We start from the raw sequence: 20,418 nt of genomic DNA, 5'->3' as shown, positions 1-20,418 counted from the left end.
CACGAATCTCCATTCCGCGCGCTATCTTGAGCTCCCTCATGTTATAGCATCGGTCCATCGCAAAGTATGGCTTCGAGGGCAGGACCTGATTCAGAGTATACGTGCGTTTCAGGCGAAGAAAAGTCTTGACATCCTCCGTCACCCGATATTCAACAGACGCACACAAGCCCCCTGTGAGGTGTGACAAGGGGACGGGGATGATGTCTCATTCCCTGATGTCTTCCAAGCTCGTTAGGCGCAGGCGGAATGAGACATCATCCCCGTCTCCTTGTCACACCCTATCCATACAGACGTTCGCATGCTATCATGGTTGCCATGGATACGCTATTCACCGAAATGGAAAACGAGCGCAAGTCGGAAGTCGCCCCTCTGGCAGTGCGCATGCGCCCGCGCTCGCTCGACGAGCTCGTGGGGCAGGACGAGGCCGTGGGGCCCGGCAGCTGGCTGCGCAACGCCATCGAGCAGGATCGCTTGAGCTCGGTCATCCTGTTCGGGCCGGCGGGCACGGGCAAGACGTCGCTCGCGCACATCGTGGCCGAGACGACGAAGGCCACGTTCGTGGAGGTGTCGGCCATCGGCGGCACGGTATCGGATCTGCGCCGGGAGATCGATGCGGCCGACAAGCGCCTGACCATGAGCGGCCTGCGCACCATCTTGTTCGTCGACGAGATCCACCGATTCAACCGCAGCCAGCAGGACGCGCTGCTCCACGCCGTGGAGGATCGCGTGCTCGTGCTGGTGGGCGCCACCACGGAGAACCCGTTCTTCGAGGTGAACTCGGCGCTCATCAGCCGCTCCCGCATCGTGGAGCTGCACGGGCTGTCGGACGGCGACATCGGGGATCTGGTCGACCGCGCCGTGGCCGACCAGCGCGGGCTCGGCGGCCGGTACCGGTTGGATGAGAAGGCGCGCGAAGCCATCGTTCTCTTGGCCGGCGGCGACGGCCGCGGGGCGCTCACCACGCTCGAGCTGGCGGCCGGCATGGTGGAGCCCGGGACGGCGAAGAAGCCTGCGAGGATCACCGAGAACAATGTGCGCGCCGCCACGCCGCATCGCACGCTGCCCTACGACAAGAACAAGGACCTGCACTACGACGTCATCTCGGCGTTCATCAAGTCCATGCGCGGCAGCGACCCCGACGCCGCGCTGTACTGGCTCGCCCGCATGATCGACGGGGGAGAGGACCCGAAGTTCATCGCGCGCCGCATGTTCATCGCCGCGTCGGAGGACATCGGCAACGCCGACCCGCAGGCGTTGCTCGTGGCCGAGGCCGCGTTCAAGTCGGCCGAGGTCATCGGCTATCCCGAGTGCCGCATCAACCTGGCGCAGGCCGCCATCTACCTGGCGCTCGCGCCGAAGAGCAACGCGGCGGAGGCGGGCATCGACGCGGCGCTGGCCGAGGTGCGCAACGGCCCGGCCCGCAACGTGCCCGACCACCTGCGCGACCGCCACCGCCCCGGCTCCGAGAGCTACGGCACGTACCGCTACCCGCACAGCTATCCCGGTGGCTGGGTCGAGCAGCGCTACCTGCCCGACGGTCTCGAGCGCGGCGCCTTCTACCGCCCGAGCGACCGCGGTTGGGAGGCGTACCGCGCCGACGCGGCCGCGCGCGACCGTTTCGAGGCGGGCGGCAACGGGCAAAACCCCACGTCGCGCTCAAAGTAACCGATCGGCTACCGCCTGTGTAAGCCGGGTGAAAACGTGACTCGATCTGTATAGAATCCGAGGTGGAAATGGTATAGTGAAAACTCGCTTTAGCTCAGGAGGCGTTCCCATGGATATCAGCGAAGTCATCAGCATAGCGTTGCCCATCGTCTACGTGCTTGTCGGCGCAGCGCTCATCTGGCTCGTCGTCGAGCTGGTCATGACGGTGCGCAGGACGCGCAAGACCGTCGAGGAGGTCCAGAAGCAGGTCGAGCCCACCCTCGCCAGCGTGGAGCGCATCACGGCCTCGCTCGAGCCCGTGGCGGCGAAGGTCGACCCGCTCGTCGAGCGCGTGTCGCTCACCGTGGACGCCGCAAACCTCGAGATCATGCGCGTGGACCAGATCCTCGAGGACGTGAACGAGATCACCGACTCCGTCTCCTCGGCCGTCGACGCCGTCGACACGGTCACGAGCGCCCCCATGGAGCTGGTGAACAACGTGACGAACCGCATGCGCAGCGCGTTCAAGCCGAAGCGCGCAAGCGACGAGTCCGTGGCGCTCGGCCGCGAGAAGGCCGCCGACGCCACGGTGGGCGACGCGGTGAAGAGCGTGGCGAAGGGCACGGCGGCCGTGGCCGGGGCGGCCGTGGCCGACCAGCGCGAGCACATGGCCGAGCAGCGCGCGGAGCGCGAGGAGAAGGCCGCCGCCAAGCGCGCCGCCGCCGAGAAGACCTCCGAGGCCGCCGCGAGCATGGCCGACGCCGTGACGTCCGCCGCCGCCTCCGATGCCGACGCCGCGACCCGCTACTTCACGTACGAGGGCGGCACCGAGGCCGGTTCGTCCGGGGCGAAGGCGGCTGGCACCGTGTCCGGCCAGGATAAACCTGAGGCATAGCGAGGAGCCGGCCCGGTGGATCCCGAACAGAACGAGCGCGAGCAGGCCAAGGCGCTGAAGGCACGACGCCGCTTCCTCACGGTGTGGACCATCGTGGGGGCCATCCTGCTGACGGGCGTCCTCGTGTACCTCTTCAACCTGTTGAGCGTGCCGGTGGGCATCGTCATCTGGTCCGTGGTGATCGTGTTCTGCCTGCGCGGCCCCGTGAACAAGCTGGAGAAGCTGGGCGTTCCCCGCCTGGCCGGGACGGCGATAGCCTACGTGCTCATGTTCGTGGTGCTGGCGCTGGTGGGCCTGCTCATGTTCTCGCCGGCCTTCGGCGTGGGCGACCAGTTCACGAATCTCATCCAAAGCGTGCCCGGCTACATCCAAACCATCGCGAACTGGGGCAACGACCTGTATGCCCGGTATGCCGACGTGCTGCAGAACGACACGGTGCAAGGATGGATCACCGACGCGTTCAACGCCCTCGTGGCATGGGCTTCCACGTTCGCGCGCGACAGCGCCTCGGGGGTGGTGGCCATCGGCACCGGCGTGGTGAACACGTTCGTGGCGCTTGGCTTCGCGCTGGTCGTGGCGTTCTGGATGCTCATGGAGCTGCCCGACCTCGGCCGCGAGAGCGAGCGCCTCGTCGGCCCGAAGCACCGCGAGGACCTGGAGATGCTGCACGTCACGTTCACGCGCGTCATGGGCGGCTATATCAAGGGCACGCTTCTCCAGTGCGCCATCATCGGGGTGGGCTGCGTTGTGCTGTTCGGCGTCATCGGCATCCCGAACTACGCCGCCCTGGGCGGTATCGCCGGCCTGCTGAACATCATCCCCATCGTGGGCCCGTGGCTGGGCGGTGCGCTCGCGGCCGTGGTGGGCGTGTTCGTGAGCCCCTGGATCGCGCTCGTGGCGCTGCTGGGCACCATCGCCATCCAGCAGATCGTCTACACGTTCGTGTCGCCGAAGATCATGGCGAACTCGGTGGACGTGCACCCGGCCCTCACCCTCATCGCTTTGATGGCCGGCTCGGCCATCGGCGGCGCCATGAGCGGCTTCACCGGCTCGCTCGTGGGTATGCTGGCCTCGATTCCGGCCGTGGCCGTGGCGAAGTCGGTGTTCGTGTACTACTTCGAGAAGCGCACAGGCCGCCAGCTCGTGGCCAAGGACGGGGTGTTCTTCCAGGGCACGCCGGCTGACGGCGATGCCGTCGACCCCATAGCCGACGCCATCGCGCCGCATCCCGACGCGTCGGCCGCGTACGAGCGTGGGGAGCAGCGGAAGGCCGACGCAGAAAAGAAGGCGCGGCAGAACAAAGAACGCTAAACTGTCTCCAGCACGTTTTGGGCGGGCCCGGCGCCTCGGTGCCGCGGGCGCCTTGAGCATAGGGGGCATCGGGGAGGTTTGGCCGATGCGCAGACCAGAGGACCAACGGGAAAGAAAGATAGACGACATGGAGTATATGAGCACTGCCGAGATACGTGAGAAGTACCTGAGCTACTTCGAGGCGAAGGGCTGCAAGCGCTGGCCTTCGTCCTCGCTGATTCCCGACGACCCGTCGCTTCTGCTGACGAGCGCCGGCATGGTGCAGTTCAAGCCCTACTTCCTGCAGCAGAAGCAGCTCGAGGCGCCTTACGTGGGCACCACGACCGCGCAGAAGTGCGTGCGCACGAACGACATCGATATCATCGGCACCACGGGCCGCCACCTGAGCTTCTTCGAGATGCTCGGCAACTTCAGCTTCGGCGCGTACTTCAAGAAGGAGATGTGCGCCTGGGCCTACGAGTTCTCCACCGAGGTGCTGGGCCTGCCCGCCGAGCGCCTGTACTTCACCGTGTACCTCGACGACGACGAGACCATCGAGATCTGGAAGGGCCTCGGCGTGCCCGAGGACCACATCTCGCGCCTGGGCGAGGAGGACAACTTCTGGCGCGCCGGACCCACCGGCCCGTGCGGCCCGTGCTCCGAGATCTACTACGACCAGGGCGAGGAGTTCGGCTGCGGCAGCCCCGACTGCGCGCCGGGCTGCGACTGCGACCGTTTCCTGGAGTACTGGAACCTCGTGTTCACCCAGTACGACGGCCAGGAGGACGGCTCGTTCGTGCCGCTGCCGAAGAAGAACATCGATACCGGCATGGGCTTGGAGCGCATCGCGGCCATCATGCAGGGCGTGCAGTCGAACTACGAGACCGACGTGCTGCGCAGCCTCGTGGGCGTGGGCGAGCGCCTGACCGGCGCCGTGTACGGGGCCGACGCCGAGGCCGACCTGTCGCTGCGCATCATGGCCGACCACAGCCGCTCGGTGACGTTCATGATCGCCGACGGCATTTTGCCCTCCAACGAGGGCCGCGGCTACGTGCTGCGCCGCCTGCTGCGCCGCGCCGTGATGAAGGGGCACCTGCTGGGCCTGGACAAGCCCTTCCTCAACGAGTACGTTGACGAGATCGTGAACCTCATGGGCGACGTGTACCCCGAGATTGTGGAGAACCGCGAGCTGGCTCGCCGCGTCATCCTGTCCGAGGAGGAGCGCTTCGGCGCCACGCTGCGCCAGGGCCGCGCCTTCCTCGACGAGGCGCTGGCCGGGATAGAGGGCGAGGTGCTGCCGGGCGACCGCGCTTTCACGCTGCACGACACCTACGGCTTCCCCGTGGAGGTCACGCGCGAGCTGTGCGGCGAGCGTGGCATCGAGGTGGACATGGAGGGCTTCGGCCGCTGCATGGACGAGCAGCGCGAGCGCGCCCGCGCTGCCAATACGAAGGATGCCGAGGCGGCTTGGTCCACGTACGGCGGCGTGATGAACGAGATCTTGGAGGCCGTGGGGCCCACCGAGTTCCTCGGCTACACGAAGAGCGAGGCGGATGCGCGCGTGCTGGCGATCGTGAAGGACGGCCAGCAGGTAGACGTGCTGGAAGCGGGCGAGGAGGGCCGCGTGGTGCTGGACGCCACGCCGTTCTACGCCGAGAAGGGCGGCCAGATCGGCGATACGGGCGTTCTGGCCGAAGACGGCGTCGTCGTGGCGGTGCTCGATACCAAGGAGCCCGAGAAGGGCTTGATCGCGCATACCGTCAAGGTGATGGACGAGCTGGCAGGCGGGCGCATCCAAGTGGGCGACACCGTTCATGCCGCCATCGACGTGCCCCGCCGCGAGCGCATACGCCGCAACCACACGGCCACGCATATCCTGCACTGGGCGCTGCGCCAGGTGCTGGGCGATCACGTGAAGCAGGCCGGCAGCTACGTTGCCGACAGTCGCCTGCGCTTCGACTTCACGCACTTCGAGGCCATGACGGCCGAGCAGATCGCCGAGGTGGAGCGCCTGGCGAACGAGAAGGTCATGGAGAACCATCCCGTGCGCGCCTACGAGACCTCGCTCGCGTCGGCCCGCGAGGCCGGCGTCATGGCGCTCTTCGGCGAGAAGTACGGCGAGTTCGTGCGCGTGCTGGACATCGAAGGGTTCTCGCAGGAGCTCTGCGGCGGCACGCACGTGTCGGCAACGAGCGAGATCGGTTTCGTGAAGATCACGTCCGAGACGAGCGTGGGTGCGAACCTGCGCCGTATCGAGGCAGTGACCAGCTTCGACGCCCTGGCGTATATGAACCGCGTGGAGGTGGAGCTCAAGGAGAGCGCCGAGGCGCTGCGCGTGCCCCTGTTCGACGTGAGCGAGCGCACCGCCGCCAACGTGAAGCAGCTCAAGGAGCTGCAGACGAAGATGAAGCGCAACCGCCAGACCATCGCAGACGACGGCATCTCGTCGCTGGTGGAAGGCGCCGTCGAGGCGAAGGGCGGCTATCACGTGGTGTTCGGGCGCCTGCCCGAGGCCGACGCAGGGCAGATGCGCAACGCATGGGACGTGCTGCGCGCGCGTCTGGGCAAGCCGGGCGCCGCGGTGCTGGCCACCGAGAAGGACGGCAAGCCCACGCTCTTGGCCGCTGGCACGCCGGAGGCGGTGGAGGCGGGTTTCGACGCCGGTGCCGTTATCAAGGCGATCTCCGGCAACATCAAGGGCGGCGGCGGCGGGAAGGCCGCCATGGCGCAAGCGGGCGGCAAAGACGCCTCGGGGATCGATGCAGCGCTCGAGGCTGCTCGGGAGATGCTGCTGTAAGGCTCTGGGCTGGGGCTGTCCGACGCGGCACGCGCTCGGGCAGCCTTGGCTCGCGCGAACAGCCCGTTGGGCCAGCTTGCACACGACCAGGAAAGGCCCTTAGCATGCGCATCATGGCGCTCGACATAGGCGAAACGCGGGTGGGCGTCGCGGTGTGCGACCCGGGGGAGCGGGTGGCGTCGCCGGTGTGCGTGCTGCCGGCTGCCGAGGTGCTCTCCTGTGCGAAGCCGTTCCGCCGGCTGCTGGAGGACTGGGAGCCGGAGCTGCTGCTGTGCGGCTTGCCCTATACGCTGGCCGGCCAGGAAGGGCCGCAGGCTGCGCGTATCCGTACGGCGGCCGATGCCATCACGAAGGCGTGCGGCATCCCCCACGAGTTCGCCGACGAGCGGTTGAGCTCGCAGGAGGCCAAACGGAGTTTGCGTGAAAAGGGCATGGGCGAGCGGGAGATGCGCGGCAAAATAGATATGATAGCCGCAAGTCTGTTCTTGCAGGCGTGGCTTGATGCGCGCCGTTAGGCAAGCCGAAAGGTAGAGGAACGTCCATGCCCCCACGGAAGCAAGTCACGTATTCGCAGCGCCCGAACCATGCGGCCCGCTCGGCGCACGCGCGCGGCGAGCGCGAATTCCGCACCTACGACACCAGCTATATCCGCCCGAAACAGAGCAAGGGCCCGAAGATCTTCGCGGCGGTGCTTGCCGTCGTCGTTATCGGTGGCCTGGTTTGGGGCGGGCTCACCCTGTTCAACAGCTGCTCGGGCACGCCGGCAGAGCTCCTTGCCGAAGGCCAGGAGGCCACCGTCGTGGTGGAGCAGGGCTCCGGTGCCAAGGCCATCGGGGAGCAGCTCGTGGAGAAGAAGCTGGTGGGAAGTGCTTCCGACTTCACGAAGCGCGTGAACGAGATGGGCGTGGAGTCCCAGCTCAAGCCCGGCACCTACACGTTCGCGGGCGGAACGTCGCTCGACGACATCGTCAGGCAGCTTGCCGCAGGCCCCGACATGGGCAACGCGCTGACCATCCCCGAAGGCTACAAGCTCTCCGACATCGCCGCGGCCGTCGCCACGGCCTCCGAGGGCCGCATCACGGCCGAGGCCTTCACGGCCGCGGCATCCGATGCCAGCGTGTACGCGGCCAGCTACAGCTTCCTGGCCGATGCGGGCACGAACTCCCTCGAGGGCTTCCTTTTCCCCAAGACCTACGCCGTGGCCGACGACGCAACGGCCGACTCGCTCGTCCGCATGATGCTCGACCAGTTCCAGAAGGAGACGGCGGGCCTCGACTGGTCGTACCCGCAATCGCAGGGGCTCTCCATCTACGACGCCGTGAACCTGGCCTCCATCGTGGAGAAGGAGTCGAGCGGCGACGAGCAGATCCGCGCCCAGGTGGCCGCCGTGTTCTACAACCGCCTGGAGACGACGGGCGAGCCCAGCTACGGCTTCCTGCAAAGCGATGCAACGACCGCCTACGAGGTGGGCCACGATCCCACGCCCGAGGAGGTGCACGCCGAGACGCCGTACAGCACGTACACGAACAAGGGCCTTCCGCCCACGCCCATCTGCTCACCGAGCCTCGACTGCCTCAAGGCCGTGTGCGCGCCCGACCAGGAATCGCTCGGCAAGTACTTCTTCTTCTACTTCGAGGGAGACAGCTACTACTTCACCGAAACGTATGAAGACCATATGGGCACGTTCTCGTAGGGCGTCTGCTCCGAGTATCTGACCGACCCTATCTGCAAAGCAGCCGACCATGCCGCTTCTTGAACCCGACCGCTATTTCTCGCGCCTATCGCACGTCGACATCGAGCGCGACTTGCTGGCGCTCGGCTTCCGCTTCGTGCTGCTCGACATCGACAACACCATCCTCACGCGCGACACGCATGAGGTGCCGCGCGACGCGGGTTTCTGGCTCGCGAAGGCGCGCGACGCGGGCATCGCGTTCTGCCTCGTGTCCAACAACTGGCACGAGGGCGTCTACCAGCTGGCGAACCGCCTGTCGCTGCCCATCGTGGCGAAGGCCGTGAAGCCGCTGCCGCCCGCGTTCCTCATGGCCCTGGGCAAGATAGGGGCCACGCGCGATGCCACCGTCGTCATTGGCGACCAGCTGGTCACCGACGTGCTGGGCGCCCACTTCCTGGGCATGAAGGCCTACCTGCTGGCCCCGCTCGTCGAGCAGGACCTGCCCCACACGCTTCTGCTGCGCAACTTCGAGCGCCTGGTCATGGGCGAGCGGAAGCCCGAGGGAGCTGGCGTTCCGACAGCTTGCCAGCCGTCGGAACCGGCCGACGCTGCGGCTTCCCCCGGCACCTTTCGGGTTCCGTCGGCCTGCCGGCCGACGGAAGCTGCCGACGCTGCGGCTTCCCCCAGCACCCGATCTCGCGGCGATGCCGGAGGCTCGCGTACCGAAGTACGCTTCGCCTCCGCCATCCCCACGATCTCGGGTACTGGGGAAACCCTCGCTGACCTTGGTGGACCTGTGAGCGGGGGGACTGGGAAAGCCCTTGCAGACTTGGGTGGACCTGCGGTGGAAACCGACGAACCTGCTAGAACGGGAGGAGCTTCATGAGCAAGCTGGAAACTGCCGAGAGCCTGTACTTGCTGGGGCATCCCATCGAGCATTCGAAGTCGCCGGTCATGTACAACGCGGTGTACGCGAGGCTGGGGTTGCCGTGGCGCTACGAGTTGGCCGACTTGGCCGGTGAGGAGGAGGCGCGGGCGTTCTTGGCCGCGCGGGACTTCCTGTCGGTGAACATCACCACGCCGTACAAACCGCACGCTTTCGAGGCGGCCACGCACAAGGCGGCATCGGCCAAGCTCGCACGTGGGGCGAACCTGCTGGTCAAGCATGGGGAAGCGCTGCTTGCGTACAACACGGACGGCCAGGGCTGCGTGGCCTTCCTCGAGCGCATGGGCTTCGACTTCGCCGGGGCGTCGGTGGCGGTGTGCGGCACGGGCCCCACGGCGCTCGCCATCCTGCACGCCTGCGCCGTCGCCGGGGCCCGCGAGGTCGTGCTTGTCGGGCGCGACAGGGAGCGCGCGCAGTCCGTGCTGCAGGATTACGTCGACGAGTTCGGGCGGCTGTCGTCGGCCGCGATCGACCTGCCGGCGGCGAGCGAGCACCACCGCAGCTTCCGCGAGGCCTACGACGCCACCGCGTTCAAGTTCGGCAGCTACGCAACGTCCACGCAGGCCATAAGCGCCGCCGACCTCGTGGTGAACGCCACGCCCCTTGGCATGCAGGCAGGCGACCCGGCCCCGTTCGACGGGGCTCTCTTCCAGCCCGGGCAGCGCGCGTTCGACGTGGTGTACGGCCACGGCGAGACGGCCTTCGCCGCCGGCGCCCGCGCCGCTGGCTGCACGGTTTCGGACGGCGCGGGCATGCTCGTGGCCCAGGCCGTGGCCAGTGTGCGCACCGTCTGCGACATCGCCGGCGTCGACGTCGACCTGGACGCGATCGACCTGTTCGAGGTCATGGCCGAAGCGGCGGGGTTCTCGATTCCGACAGCCTAGGTGCTCCGCCGTTCTTCAGGTGGCGAAGCGAAGCCGACATTGAGGGGAGACAGGGGGACGGGGATGATGTCTCATTCGTTGAATGAGACATCATCCCCGTCCCCCTGTCTCCCCCCTGTCTCCCCAAAGGGCGCTTTGCGTCGCCTGCCCTCGTTTCGTTCGCTTCATGGCGATCTGGTACGACGGGCGAACCATCGTTCGCTCTGCCGTGCGGCTGCGGTACAATAGGCGCAAAACGACGACAGCGGGAAAGCGGACCAATATGCGCTACCTAACAGCGGGCGAGAGCCACGGCCCGGCCCTCACGGCCATCGTGGATGGCGTGCCGGCAGGCCTCAAGATCTCCGAAGACCAGATAAACAGCGACCTGGCGCGCCGCCAGTCGGGCTACGGCCGGGGTGGGCGCCAGGCTATCGAGCGCGACCGCGTGCGCGTGACCTCCGGTGTGCGCTTCGGCCGCACCATCGGCTCGCCGGTGGCGCTCACGGTGGCGAACCGCGACTGGGAGAACTGGACCGACCGCATGGCCGCGTTCGGCGACGTGCCGTCCGACCTTATGCGCGAGGTGTGCCCGCGCCCCGGCCACGCCGACCTCGTGGGCGCCCTCAAGACGAACACCGACGACTGCCGCAACATCCTCGAACGAGCGAGCGCCCGCGAGACGGCGGCGCGCGTCGCCGCCGCCGGCATCGCCCGCGAGTTTTTGGCCGAGCTCGGGGTGGAGGTGTTCTCCTACGTGGCCTCCATCGGCGACGTGTCGCTCGACGAAGACGACCCGATGCTCGCCGCACCCGACTACAAGCCGCTCGACATCGAGCTCTCCGACGTGCGGTGCCCGGACGAGGAGGCCACCGAGGCCATGAAGGCCGCCATCGACGCCGCGCGCGAGGCGGGGGAGAGCCTGGGCGGCACGTTCCGCGTCGTGGCCACGGGCCTTCTGCCCGGCGTGGGCGGCTACGCCACCGCAGGCGAGCGACTGACCGGCCGCATCGGCGCCGCGCTGTTCTCCATACCGGCTATCAAGGGCGTGGAGTTCGGCCTGGGATTCCAGGCGGCGCGCCGTCCCGGCTCGCAGGTGCACGATCCCATCGAGCTGGACCCCAAGGCCGGCTTCACGCGCACCCGCAACAACGCGGGCGGCCTGGAAGGCGGCATGACCACGGGCATGCCGCTCATCGTGACGGCGGCCATGAAGCCCATCCCCACGCTCATGACGCCGCTCTCCACGGTGAACCTGGACACGCTCGAGCCCGAGGAGGCCTCGCGCGAGCGCAGCGACGTGTGCGCCGTGCCGGCCTGCGCCGTGGTGGCCGAGGCCGAGGTGGCCATCGTGCTGGCCGACGCCTACCTGGAGAAGTTCGGGCATGACAACATGACCGACATCAAGGCAGCCGTGAAGTCCTACCGGCAGCGCCTGCGGACGCTGTCCCGGTGATGCGCATGAGCGGAACGAGCCTGCCGCCGCAGAACCGCCCCGCGCGCATCGTGTCCGAGCTGGCGAAGCCGGTGTTCTTCGTGGGTTTCATGGGCGCGGGCAAAACGTCCGTGGCGCGCAAGCTCGCGCGCACGTGCGGCATTGCCTCGGTCGACATGGACACCTACCTGGAGCGCCGCGAGGGCAGGCGCGTGCGGGAGCTCTTCGCCGAGGCGGGCGAGGAGGCTTTCCGCGCCATCGAGACCGACGTGCTGCGCGAGTTGGCGGGAAAGGACCCGCTGCTCGTGTCCTGCGGGGGCGGGGCTGTGCTGGCTCCTGAGAACCGTGCCATCCTGGCCGAGCGGGGATATGTGGTGTACCTGCAGGTCACAGCCGACGAGGCGGCTTCGCGCATCAGCGACGTGTCCACGCGCCCCCTGTTCCGCGACCTCGAGACGGCCCGTGCGACCATCGAGGCGCGCCTTCCGCTGTATGAGGACGTGGCCGATGCCGTGGTGAACACGGCCGGAAAGAGCGTGGCGGCCATCGCGCGCGAGGTGCGCGGCGTGCTGGAGAGAGAGGGAATCCTGTGGCAACGAAAGTGATCGTGAACATTCCCGGCGAGGAGCCGTACGACGTGCGCATCGGTGCCGGCGTGCTCGATGCGCTGGGTGCGCGCATGCGCGGCGTCCCATCGCTCGATCAGGCGGAGCGCGTGCTGGTCGTCACCGACGAGAACGTGGCGCCGCTCTACCGCGATCGGGCGAGGGAATCGCTGGCATCCGCAGGCTTACGCGTGTCGGACATCGTGGTGCCGGCGGGCGAGGACACGAAGTCGGTTGAGGTGGCGAGCGAGATATGGGAGGCCATGGCGCAGCTGGCGCTTGGCCGCGACTGCGCCGTGGTGGCCTTGGGCGGCGGCGTGGTGGGCGATCTGGCCGGGTTCGTCGCCTCCACGTACATGCGCGGCGTGACGCTCGTGCAGGCGCCTACCACGTTGCTTTCGATGGTTGACTCGTCGGTGGGGGGCAAGACGGGCGTGAACCTCACGGCCGGCAAGAACCTCGTGGGCACGTTCAAGCAGCCGGCGTACGTGTGCGCCGATACGGGAGCGCTTTACACGCTGCCCGAGCGAGAATGGGCGTGCGGCTGCGCCGAGGTGGCGAAGTCGGCCGTCATCGATTCCGACGAGTTCTTCTTCTGGCTGGCGGAGGCCGCCGGCGCCCTCGCAGAGCGCGACGAGGCCGTCGTGGCCGAGGCCATCGCCCGTTGCGTCGTGTTCAAGGCCGACGTCGTGGCCGAGGACAAGGCGGAGAGCCGCGGGGTGCGCGAGTGCCTGAACTACGGCCACACGCTCGGGCATGCCGTGGAGGCGCTGGCGGGCTACGGCGCGTTCTCGCACGGCGCCGCCGTGGCCGAGGGCATGCGCTTCGCCGCGCGCCTCGCGGCGGCGCTCGCGGGCGCGCCGCTCGAGTTCGTGGCCGCGCAGGACGACCTGCTGGACGCGCTGGGGCTTCCCGCGCTCGCCTGGTCGGCCGAACCGGCGGATATGCTCGCCGCCATGAAGCGTGACAAGAAGGCCCGCCACGGGCAGGTTCGCTTCGTCCTTCCGCGCGACGTGGGCTCCTGGGAGCTCCGCGACGTGGACGACGCCGTCATCTTGGAGCACTTGGAGGCCTGGGCGCGCTCGAAGGAGGCGCTCTCGTGAAGCGGATACTGGTGCTGAACGGCCCGAACCTCGACATGCTGGGCGTGCGCGAGCCGGGCGTGTACGGCTCGGAGACGCTTGCCGACCTCGAGCGTCTGGTGACGGAGCACGGCGAGCGCCGCGGCGCGGCCGTCGCCTGCTTCCAGTCGAACAGCGAGGGCGAGCTGGTGGAGGCCGTGCACGCCGCACGCGGCGCCTACGACGGCATCGTGTACAACCCCGGCGCGCACACGCACTATTCCTATGCGCTGCGCGATGCCGTGGGCGGCATCGACGTGCCCTGCGCAGAGGTGCACATCTCGGACGTCGATGCGCGCGAGCCTTTCCGGCGCGTTTCGGTCATCGCGCCCGCCTGCGTGGCGCAGGTGAAAGGCCGCGGTTTCCAGGGCTACTGCGACGCCCTCGATCTGCTGCTTGAGGGCGTCTCCGAGCGCCTGGGCGAAGGCTACGAGCAGCGCTACCCGGCCGGCCAGGTAATCGTCGGCGGGCGAGGCTTGCTGCAGGAGGACGAGGAGGGCGAAGCCGTCCCGCTGACGCTGCCTGCAGGGACCGCCCAGACCAGCGCGGCCGACCACCACCAAGCACCGATCGAGAGCCCTGCCGGTCTGCCTCCCCAGCCGCCGGCGCAAGGCGACGTGGGCCCGCGTTTGGATCGCCTCCGCGCCGCTTGCGCGGACGACGGCATCGATGCGTTCCTCGTACGCGACACCTCGAACATCGCCTGGCTCACCGCCTTCGACGGCGTATTCGACGACGAGAGCGCCCATGCCCTGCTCGTCACGCCGAGCGCCGCCGTGCTCCACACCGACTCGCGCTACGTCGATTCCGCACGCGTCGCTGCCTCGGACGGCCCCATCGCCGTCGACGACGCGCGGAAGACCCATGCGAAGTTCGCCGCCGATGCCCTTCAGGGGCCGAGCAATGCCGAAAGATCCTCTGGCGCGGATGCCGCGCCCGAAGGCGTCCGCGGCGGGATCCCTGCGAGCACTCTCGGGAGCACCCCTGCCAACCCTGCGCTACCAGCCGTCCTCGGCATCGAGGACTCCCTCTCGCTCGGCGAGTTCCGCGCCCTCGAGGCCACGCTCGCCGAGGCTCCCGGCTCCGTCCCGATCCTGCGCGAGACGAGCCGCTTCGTTCTCGACCTGCGCGCCGTCAAGGAGCCGACCGAGGTCGCGCGCCTGAGCGCCGCCCAAGCCGTCACCGACGCCGCGTTTGCGCACATTGTCGCGTTCATGCGCCCCGGCATGACCGAGCGGGAGGTCCAGATGGAGCTGGAGGACTTCATGCGCCGCCATGGTGCCGGGGGCCTCGCGTTCCCCTCCATCGTGGCCGCGGGCCCGAACGGCGCGAGCCCCCACGCCGTACCGGGCGCCACGCTGCTCGAGGCGGGCCAGTGCGTCGTGCTCGATTTCGGGGCCCGTGCCTACGGCTACTGCTCGGACATGACGCGTACCGTGTTCCTGGGCGAGCCCGACGAGCGCCTGCGCGCCGCCTACGAGGCCATCCGGCAGGCGAACGAGCAGGTGGAGGCAGCGCTTCGCCCCGGCGTCACCGGCAAGGACATGCACGAGCTAGCCGAGCGCGTGCTGGCGGACCACGGCTTCGCGGGCAAGATGGGCCACAGCTTGGGCCACGGCGTGGGCATCGATATTCACGAGGAGCCGAACCTCTCGCCGCGCAACCCGCACCCGCTCGTTCCCGGCAACGTGGTCACGGTGGAGCCGGGCGTCTACCTAAGCGGCGAGTTCGGCATGCGCCTGGAGGACTTCGGCGTCATAACCCGTGATGGTTTCGCAGTTTTCACCCAATCGACGCATGACATGGTTATAATATAGCGGCAAAATACCTGCGTGCCGCCGCCCCAGACGAGTGCAGTACCGCGGTCGGCGCGAGCTATCGAAAGGAACCAAGGGAATGGCAATCTCTACCGCCGACTTTAAGAACGGCATGTGCATCGAGTACAACGGCAAGCTGTGCACCATCGTGGAGTTCCAGCATGTGAAGCCCGGCAAGGGCGGCGCGTTCGTCCGCACGAAGCTCAAGGACATCAAGACCGGCCGTGTCATCGACAACACGTTCAATGCGGGCGTGAAGGTGGAGTCCGTGCGCCTCGAGTCGAAGAAGCTCCAGTACCTGTACAACGATGGCGCCGACTTCAACTTCATGGACAACGACACCTACGAGCAGACGGCCGTCTCGGCCGAGATGGTGGGCGACGCCGCCCAGTGGCTCAAGGAGAACGACGAGGCCACGCTGCTCTACGCCGGCGACGAGCTGATCAGCATCGAGCCCCAGATGTTCGTGGAGCTCGAGGTCACGCACACCGAGCCCGGCTTCAAGGGCGACACGGCTACGAACACGACGAAGCCCGCCACGCTGGAGACCGGCGTGGAGCTGCAGGTTCCCACGTTCGTCGAGATCGGCGACATCCTGCAGATCGATACCCGCGACGGCCGCTTCATCAAGCGCGTCTAAGGTGCTCTGTCGGCCTGCGGGCCGACAGAAATGCTCGACGCTGCGAGGCCTCCTGGCACCGGATCTCGACCCTTTCATGCTGTTCCCACGTGCGAGAAGCACGGTAGACCGCATGATGGGCCGACCTTGGGTGCCAGGGGGCCTCTTGTTGTTTTTGCCCCGAGCCTGAGAAAGAAGGCGCCGCCTCTCGGGCGGCGCCTTCATGCTAGTACTTCTGGGCGATCTTGATGGCTTTGCGGTAGTCGGCGTAGTCCTCCACGCAGTGGGCGTCCGAGGCGATGTAATCCACCAGGTTGTTCTCCAACAGCTTGAGCGCCGCCCGCTTGCTGTTGCTGCGGAACCCGCCTGCGGCGAAGTTCCCCGACAGCTGCAGCAGGCAACCCAGATCCTTCATCTCCTCGGCAACGCCGATGTCGTTCTGCACGGGCCGGTAGCGCTCCGGATGCGCGATGATGGGCTGGATGCCCTGGCCTTGCAGGTTGTAGATGATGCGCTGCCAATTCGGCGGCAGGCTGGCCACGCCGAATTCCAGTAGCAGCAGGTTCGTGCCCTCGAAGCAGAGGTGCGACGCGTTGTCGATTCCGAAGCTTATCAGGTTCTCCCAGTACACCTCGAAACCCAACGTCATCTGAAAGCCCTGCGAATGCGCGAACCGGCTGAGCACATCGAAGTGGTCGACGATGCGCTGATAGTCGAAGCGCGAGCCCCGGCAGTGGGGCGTGCAGACGATGTTGTCGATGCCCGACTTGCGGGCAGCGTTGAGCATGGCCTGCGACTCGGCGAAGTCGCTCGACCCGTCGTCGACGTCGAACAGGATATGGCAATGGAGGTCGAACATCCGCGGAACCCGCTTCCTGGCAACCTTCGCCTACGAGCGCGTCCGGTTCTTGTGGCGCGGCGCCTTGCCGCCCGGCGTCATGGCCTTGAAAGCGTTGGGCGCGTAAGGGTTGCCCGCTCCAGGGGCGACGGCCTGCCCGTCCGGCATGCCCGTGCGCGGCTGCTGCGCCGCAGGGCGGGAGGACGAGGCACGGCGTGGGGACGTGTGCCCTTCCTTCTCCCAGGACACGGGGTTGTTCAGGTCGGAAGGCATGGCGGATGGCTCGAAGTCCTCCTTGTTCACGCGCTTGCCGTCCTGCGTGTAGTAGGCGTAGTAGTAGCTGCTCTCGTCATCGGTGCAGAACGTCATGACGGTGCCCAGGATGCGGGCATCGGCCACACGGAGCTGCTGGGCGCACTTCGCCACGAGGGAGCGCTTCGTCTGGTTCTGGCGGATGACCAGCAGCGTGCCGTCCACCAGGCTGCTCAAGATGGCGGCATCCACGAACAGCGACACGGGGGGCGTGTCGAAGATCACGTAGTCGAACGAGTCGCGCAGCTTGTCCACCAGCGACGCGAAGCGCTTCGTGCTCAGGATGTCCGCGGGGCTCGGGATGTTCGGCTCGGCGTCGAGGAAGTACAGGTTCGGGATGTGCGTCGGCAGGATGGCGTCGTTGAGCGAGGCCGAGCCCGAGAGGGCGGCGTACAGGCCGCTTGTCGGGTGGATATCGAGCAGCTTGCCCAGGGAGCGGCGGCGCATGTCGGTCTCCACGATGAGCACCTTCTTGCCCGCCGTGGCGATGGCGTTCGCAAGGTTCGTGGACACGATGGTCTTGCCCTCGTTCTGCTCTGAGGAGGTGACCACGATGGTCTTCACCTTCTCGCCCACCGAGGCGAAGCGGATGTTCGCCAGAAGCGTCTTCGACGCGTTGGAAAGCTGCGGATGCTCGAAGCGCGCGAGGATCTTCTTGCTCTTCTTGGCCATGTTAGTTCCCCTTACCCTTCAGCGCGGGCATGCGGCCCAGGACGGGCAGCCCCAGAAGCTCCTCGGCTTCCTCGGGGCTCTTCACGGTGGTATCGATGAGGTCGAGCAGCACGATAAGGGCCACGGCGAAGAACAGGCCTGCCAAGAAGGCGACGGCGGTGTACATGATGCGGTTCGGGCCCGAGGGGGCGTTGGGAACCTGGGCGGCGTCGACGATGTTGACGGCCTTGAGCTCCATGACCTCCACGGCGGTGTCGGCCGTCTGCTTGGCCAGCTCGTTGGCAATCTGCGCCACGGCCTCGGGCTTCTTGCCCGTGACGCTCAGCGTGATCACGCGGTTCGTGGTGGCCGAGGTCACCTTGATGTCGTAGCCCTTGAGCGTGCTCATGCCCAGCGACTGGGCGGTGGCGTCGATCACGCGGTTCGACTGGGCCATGACGGCGATGTCGTTCGCCAGCTGCTGGCTGGCCGTGGTATCGCTGCTCGTGATGTTCGAGCTCTGCTCGTCGGTTTTGTTGAGCACGTAGAGCGATACGTCGGACGTGTAGTCGTTCGACATGAATCCCCAGCAGTAAATGGCGGTGGCTCCCGCGAAAACGAGCGGGAACACGACGACCAGGTACCACTTCTTCCGAAGCAGGTGGAGCAGTTCTAGCAAGGTCACGGGTTATCTCTCCTTGTAAGCCCAGGTACCGCGTTTCCAGGTCGAATGCTAGTCGACCTGACGGTAGTACACGTCCAAAACCGTCTCGTAGACGGCATTCTTGTCGAGGTAGTACTCGGCGTATTTCTCGCCCTGCTGCATCTCGCCCGGGAGCGTGGTCACGTTGAGGCTCGTGATGCCGCTCGAGAGCACCGATGTGGCCAGGTAGCCGAACTCGCTGACGCCCAGGTTGGTGATGGAGTACTCGCCGGCCGTGTTGAACAGGTCCAGCAGCGTGCCCACGTTGCCCTGGGCCATGCCGAGCGCCTGCGCGGCGAAGGCCTTGATGTACTGCACCTGGCGCGCCTGGCGGTCGAGCGAGGACGTGAGGACCGACGTGTCGCGCCACTGCACATAGCGCAGCGCGTTGTTGCCGAACAGCACGGTGTCCTGCCCCTCCACGATGCCCGTGTTGGGGATGCTCTGCAGCGGCGTGAGCGCCACGCCGCCTATGGCGTCGTTCAGCGGGCCGACGCCGCTCAAGTCGAGCGCGAAGTAGTAGGAGATGGGCATGTTGTACAGTACGCGCGAGGCCACGGTGGTGGTGTACTGGCAGCTGGTTTCCCTGCCGTCGCCGTAGCTGTACGCCAGGCACAGCTGCATCTTGTCAAGGCCGATGAACGCGCTGCCCACGAATTCGCCCACTTCCACCATGCTGTCGCGGGGAAGGCCGATGGCGGTGGCCTCGCCGGTTTCCGTATCGAGCGCCATCACCATGACGGCGTCTGCTTGGCCGGCCTTCTCGCCCACCTCGGCGGGTGCCGTGCGGTCGAAGCCGATGATGCAGATGGAGACCATGTTCTCGTTCAGGGCATAGGTGTGGCCGTTGTATTTGACGGTCTTGCCCTCGTCGTAGGCTACGGCGTTCTCGGCGGTTTGGATGTCCTCGGCTTGGGAGGCCTCGTGGATGGCGCCTTCGCCGGCTTTGATGGTGCTCATAATGCCCCAGGCCGTGCCGCCGCCCACCAGGGCCACCACGACCAGTACGACAAGCGCGACGCGAATGCGCTTCTTGCGTTTCGAGTGGCTCCGCTTGCGCTTGCGGATCAGCACTTCCTGGTTCTGGGAGGCCGTCTGCTGGGCAAAGAACTCGGACGAGTCGGCTCGCCCTTCCGTTGGCTGACCCGCCGTCTGCTGGGGAGCCTGGGTGGAGGGGGATCCGCTTCGAGGCGCACGCGAGGGCGGCGTCGGTCGGTTAGTAGGTCGGTTGATCATCTATTAAAACTCCAGTAACGATGTAGCGGCTGGTTGTGTGATTGGTGTCGCTCATGCAGGTGCTCAACTGCACTATTTTATCATCAATTGACAGTTCCGTGTCGCTTCGGGTGTTAACCAGCAGAGAATCCGGATGCATGACGAAGTTGAAGTATTCCTGGCGCACCGTCGGATCGGAGAGGTTGTAGGAGTTCAGGATATGGCGGTCGTCGTACAGGTAGGCCGAGACAACGCGGTAGGTGAGCGCATGCCCCGGCGTGTAGATATACAGCGTGTCATGCTCGTTGAAGAAGTCCTCGTTCTCGAAGTAGTGCAGGGTGGAGAACATGGTGCCGTTCTGCAGGTTGTGGCCGTAGAGCACCGTCACGGGGTCGCTGAAATCGGTGTTGTTGGCCATCTCGGTGTAGATGGCTCCCTCGATGGCGTAGTCGCCGTCTTTGTTATGGTCGAGGTAGAGGAAGTCGTTCGTGGCGCTCTGCAGCACAGGAAGGTTCACATCGGTGCCGGGAACGTGGATCCACGCGTAGATATCGGGGTTCTCCTGCTTCAGCGACGTGAAGTCGATGGGGTTTTCCACCCGGTTGTCGGCGGTATCCTGTGCGGGTTGCTCCACCACCGGTTCCGGCGTGTTCTTCATCTCCTCGGCCACGCGGTCGAGCTCGGCTTGCTGCCAGATCAGATAGCCGCACCCGGCGGCGACGCCGCACAGGAGAAAGGCGAGGAGCACCGCGAGGATGATAATGGAGCGCTTCTTCTTCCTCGCCTCGAGGGGGCTGGCGGCCTTCGCGTGCTTGGGCTGGAGGTCGTCGCTTCGTTGTTCCAAAGGCGCTTTCGGCATAGGAAGGACCGCTCGCTTTCGTAAAGGTGTTTCGTACCTCAAGTGTTGAGGCTATGGTAGCAAACCGTTTGCCCATAAAAGAAGAGACCTGTTGTAAAACAGGTCTCTTCGATACAAGTTCTATATAAGACTTGCG

General features: G+C 66.6%; 18 protein-coding genes and 1 pseudogene. 14 read left to right on the top strand and 5 right to left on the bottom strand.

Features of this window, described 5'->3' with window-relative positions; all coding sequences use genetic code 11:
• Positions 1 to 315 precede the first annotated feature (315 nt).
• From K9U15_RS07105 to efp, 14 genes and pseudogenes are all read left to right on the top strand, one after another.
• Positions 316 to 1,665: a replication-associated recombination protein A gene (locus tag K9U15_RS07105; protein WP_096228652.1), complete on the top strand. Its 1,350-nt coding sequence runs from the start codon at positions 316 to 318 to the stop codon at positions 1,663 to 1,665.
• Positions 1,666 to 1,774: 109 nt separating this feature from the next.
• Positions 1,775 to 2,539, top strand: a complete 765-nt coding sequence (locus K9U15_RS07100; RefSeq protein ID WP_227115058.1) for a DUF948 domain-containing protein — start codon at positions 1,775 to 1,777, stop codon at positions 2,537 to 2,539.
• Positions 2,540 to 2,554: 15 nt separating this feature from the next.
• Complete coding sequence (locus K9U15_RS07095) at positions 2,555 to 3,850, top strand: AI-2E family transporter (protein WP_194073887.1); 1,296 nt, start codon at positions 2,555 to 2,557, stop codon at positions 3,848 to 3,850.
• Between the two features lie 127 nt (positions 3,851 to 3,977).
• Entirely contained in the window at positions 3,978 to 6,626 is a 2,649-nt protein-coding gene (alaS, locus tag K9U15_RS07090; RefSeq protein ID WP_096227866.1) for an alanine--tRNA ligase, read from the top strand.
• 104 nt (positions 6,627 to 6,730) lie between these two features.
• A complete protein-coding gene (ruvX, locus tag K9U15_RS07085) occupies positions 6,731 to 7,141 on the top strand; it encodes a Holliday junction resolvase RuvX (protein WP_087189870.1) in 411 nt (136 codons plus the stop codon).
• A 26-nt stretch (positions 7,142 to 7,167) separates the two neighbouring features.
• Positions 7,168 to 8,319, top strand: coding sequence for an endolytic transglycosylase MltG (gene mltG / locus K9U15_RS07080; RefSeq protein ID WP_096227867.1), 1,152 nt, complete (start codon positions 7,168 to 7,170; stop codon positions 8,317 to 8,319).
• A 49-nt stretch (positions 8,320 to 8,368) separates the two neighbouring features.
• Positions 8,369 to 9,184, top strand: coding sequence for a YqeG family HAD IIIA-type phosphatase (locus K9U15_RS07075; protein WP_301155814.1), 816 nt, complete (start codon positions 8,369 to 8,371; stop codon positions 9,182 to 9,184).
• Positions 9,181 to 10,128 (top strand): shikimate dehydrogenase, encoded by a 948-nt coding sequence (locus K9U15_RS07070; protein WP_096227868.1) that lies wholly within the window; start codon positions 9,181 to 9,183, stop codon positions 10,126 to 10,128. Before K9U15_RS07075 ends, K9U15_RS07070 begins: the two co-directional genes overlap by 4 nt.
• A gap of 262 nt (positions 10,129 to 10,390) precedes the next feature.
• Positions 10,391 to 11,563, top strand: a complete 1,173-nt coding sequence (aroC, locus tag K9U15_RS07065) for a chorismate synthase (RefSeq protein ID WP_087191210.1) — start codon at positions 10,391 to 10,393, stop codon at positions 11,561 to 11,563.
• 5 nt (positions 11,564 to 11,568) lie between these two features.
• Positions 11,569 to 12,147 (top strand): shikimate kinase, encoded by a 579-nt coding sequence (locus K9U15_RS07060; protein ID WP_154270057.1) that lies wholly within the window; start codon positions 11,569 to 11,571, stop codon positions 12,145 to 12,147.
• Positions 12,132 to 13,250, top strand: coding sequence for a 3-dehydroquinate synthase (aroB, locus tag K9U15_RS07055; RefSeq protein ID WP_301155813.1), 1,119 nt, complete (start codon positions 12,132 to 12,134; stop codon positions 13,248 to 13,250). The genes K9U15_RS07060 and aroB overlap by 16 nt, the downstream gene beginning before the upstream one ends.
• Positions 13,247 to 13,663, top strand: a pseudogene (gene aroQ, locus K9U15_RS07050) (type II 3-dehydroquinate dehydratase); the annotation flags it as partial. The gene aroB and the pseudogene aroQ, both read left to right, overlap by 4 nt.
• 222 nt (positions 13,664 to 13,885) lie before the next feature.
• Positions 13,886 to 15,085: a Xaa-Pro peptidase family protein gene (locus K9U15_RS07045; RefSeq protein ID WP_172623307.1), complete on the top strand. Its 1,200-nt coding sequence runs from the start codon at positions 13,886 to 13,888 to the stop codon at positions 15,083 to 15,085.
• A gap of 79 nt (positions 15,086 to 15,164) precedes the next feature.
• Complete coding sequence (efp, locus tag K9U15_RS07040; protein ID WP_087191212.1) at positions 15,165 to 15,725, top strand: elongation factor P; 561 nt, start codon at positions 15,165 to 15,167, stop codon at positions 15,723 to 15,725.
• Between the two features lie 205 nt (positions 15,726 to 15,930).
• Here efp and K9U15_RS07035 read toward each other — a convergent pair whose 3' ends face one another.
• Genes K9U15_RS07035 through K9U15_RS07015 form a run of 5 tightly spaced genes read right to left on the bottom strand, consistent with a single transcriptional unit; the run spans position 15,931 to position 20,267 of the window.
• Positions 15,931 to 16,563: a CpsB/CapC family capsule biosynthesis tyrosine phosphatase gene (locus K9U15_RS07035; RefSeq protein WP_096227870.1), complete on the bottom strand. Its 633-nt coding sequence runs from the start codon at positions 16,561 to 16,563 to the stop codon at positions 15,931 to 15,933.
• 30 nt (positions 16,564 to 16,593) lie between these two features.
• A complete protein-coding gene (locus K9U15_RS07030; protein WP_301155812.1) occupies positions 16,594 to 17,526 on the bottom strand; it encodes a CpsD/CapB family tyrosine-protein kinase in 933 nt (310 codons plus the stop codon).
• A gap of 1 nt (position 17,527) precedes the next feature.
• Complete coding sequence (locus K9U15_RS07025; RefSeq protein ID WP_041239312.1) at positions 17,528 to 18,190, bottom strand: YveK family protein; 663 nt, start codon at positions 18,188 to 18,190, stop codon at positions 17,528 to 17,530.
• Between the two features lie 48 nt (positions 18,191 to 18,238).
• Positions 18,239 to 19,444 (bottom strand): LCP family protein, encoded by a 1,206-nt coding sequence (locus tag K9U15_RS07020; RefSeq protein ID WP_096227873.1) that lies wholly within the window; start codon positions 19,442 to 19,444, stop codon positions 18,239 to 18,241.
• Complete coding sequence (locus K9U15_RS07015; protein ID WP_227115055.1) at positions 19,425 to 20,267, bottom strand: class B sortase; 843 nt, start codon at positions 20,265 to 20,267, stop codon at positions 19,425 to 19,427. The genes K9U15_RS07020 and K9U15_RS07015 overlap by 20 nt, the downstream gene beginning before the upstream one ends.
• Between the last annotated feature and the right edge of the window lie 151 nt (positions 20,268 to 20,418).

The organism is Gordonibacter sp. RACS_AR68 (assembly GCF_030418485.1).
GTDB lineage: Bacteria > Actinomycetota > Coriobacteriia > Coriobacteriales > Eggerthellaceae > Gordonibacter > Gordonibacter urolithinfaciens.
Note: the sequence above shows the minus strand (reverse complement) of the source record. Positions and strands in the feature narration are given on the sequence as shown.

Bases quoted from the DNA above. Each gene is read 5' to 3' on its own strand.
- K9U15_RS07070 (WP_096227868.1), top strand. From the start codon at position 9,181: ATGAGCAAGCTGGAAACTGCCGAGAGCCTGTACTTGCTGGGGCATCCC.
- K9U15_RS07060 (WP_154270057.1), top strand. From the start codon at position 11,569: ATGAGCGGAACGAGCCTGCCGCCGCAGAACCGCCCCGCGCGCATCGTG.
- alaS (WP_096227866.1), top strand. From the start codon at position 3,978: ATGGAGTATATGAGCACTGCCGAGATACGTGAGAAGTACCTGAGCTAC.
- K9U15_RS07020 (WP_096227873.1), bottom strand. From the start codon at position 19,444: ATGATCAACCGACCTACTAACCGACCGACGCCGCCCTCGCGTGCGCCT.
- K9U15_RS07035 (WP_096227870.1), bottom strand. From the start codon at position 16,563: ATGTTCGACCTCCATTGCCATATCCTGTTCGACGTCGACGACGGGTCG.
- K9U15_RS07105 (WP_096228652.1), top strand. From the start codon at position 316: ATGGATACGCTATTCACCGAAATGGAAAACGAGCGCAAGTCGGAAGTC.
- K9U15_RS07075 (WP_301155814.1), top strand. From the start codon at position 8,369: ATGCCGCTTCTTGAACCCGACCGCTATTTCTCGCGCCTATCGCACGTC.
- ruvX (WP_087189870.1), top strand. From the start codon at position 6,731: ATGCGCATCATGGCGCTCGACATAGGCGAAACGCGGGTGGGCGTCGCG.
- efp (WP_087191212.1), top strand. From the start codon at position 15,165: ATGGCAATCTCTACCGCCGACTTTAAGAACGGCATGTGCATCGAGTAC.
- mltG (WP_096227867.1), top strand. From the start codon at position 7,168: ATGCCCCCACGGAAGCAAGTCACGTATTCGCAGCGCCCGAACCATGCG.
- aroC (WP_087191210.1), top strand. From the start codon at position 10,391: ATGCGCTACCTAACAGCGGGCGAGAGCCACGGCCCGGCCCTCACGGCC.
- K9U15_RS07100 (WP_227115058.1), top strand. From the start codon at position 1,775: ATGGATATCAGCGAAGTCATCAGCATAGCGTTGCCCATCGTCTACGTG.
- K9U15_RS07030 (WP_301155812.1), bottom strand. From the start codon at position 17,526: ATGGCCAAGAAGAGCAAGAAGATCCTCGCGCGCTTCGAGCATCCGCAG.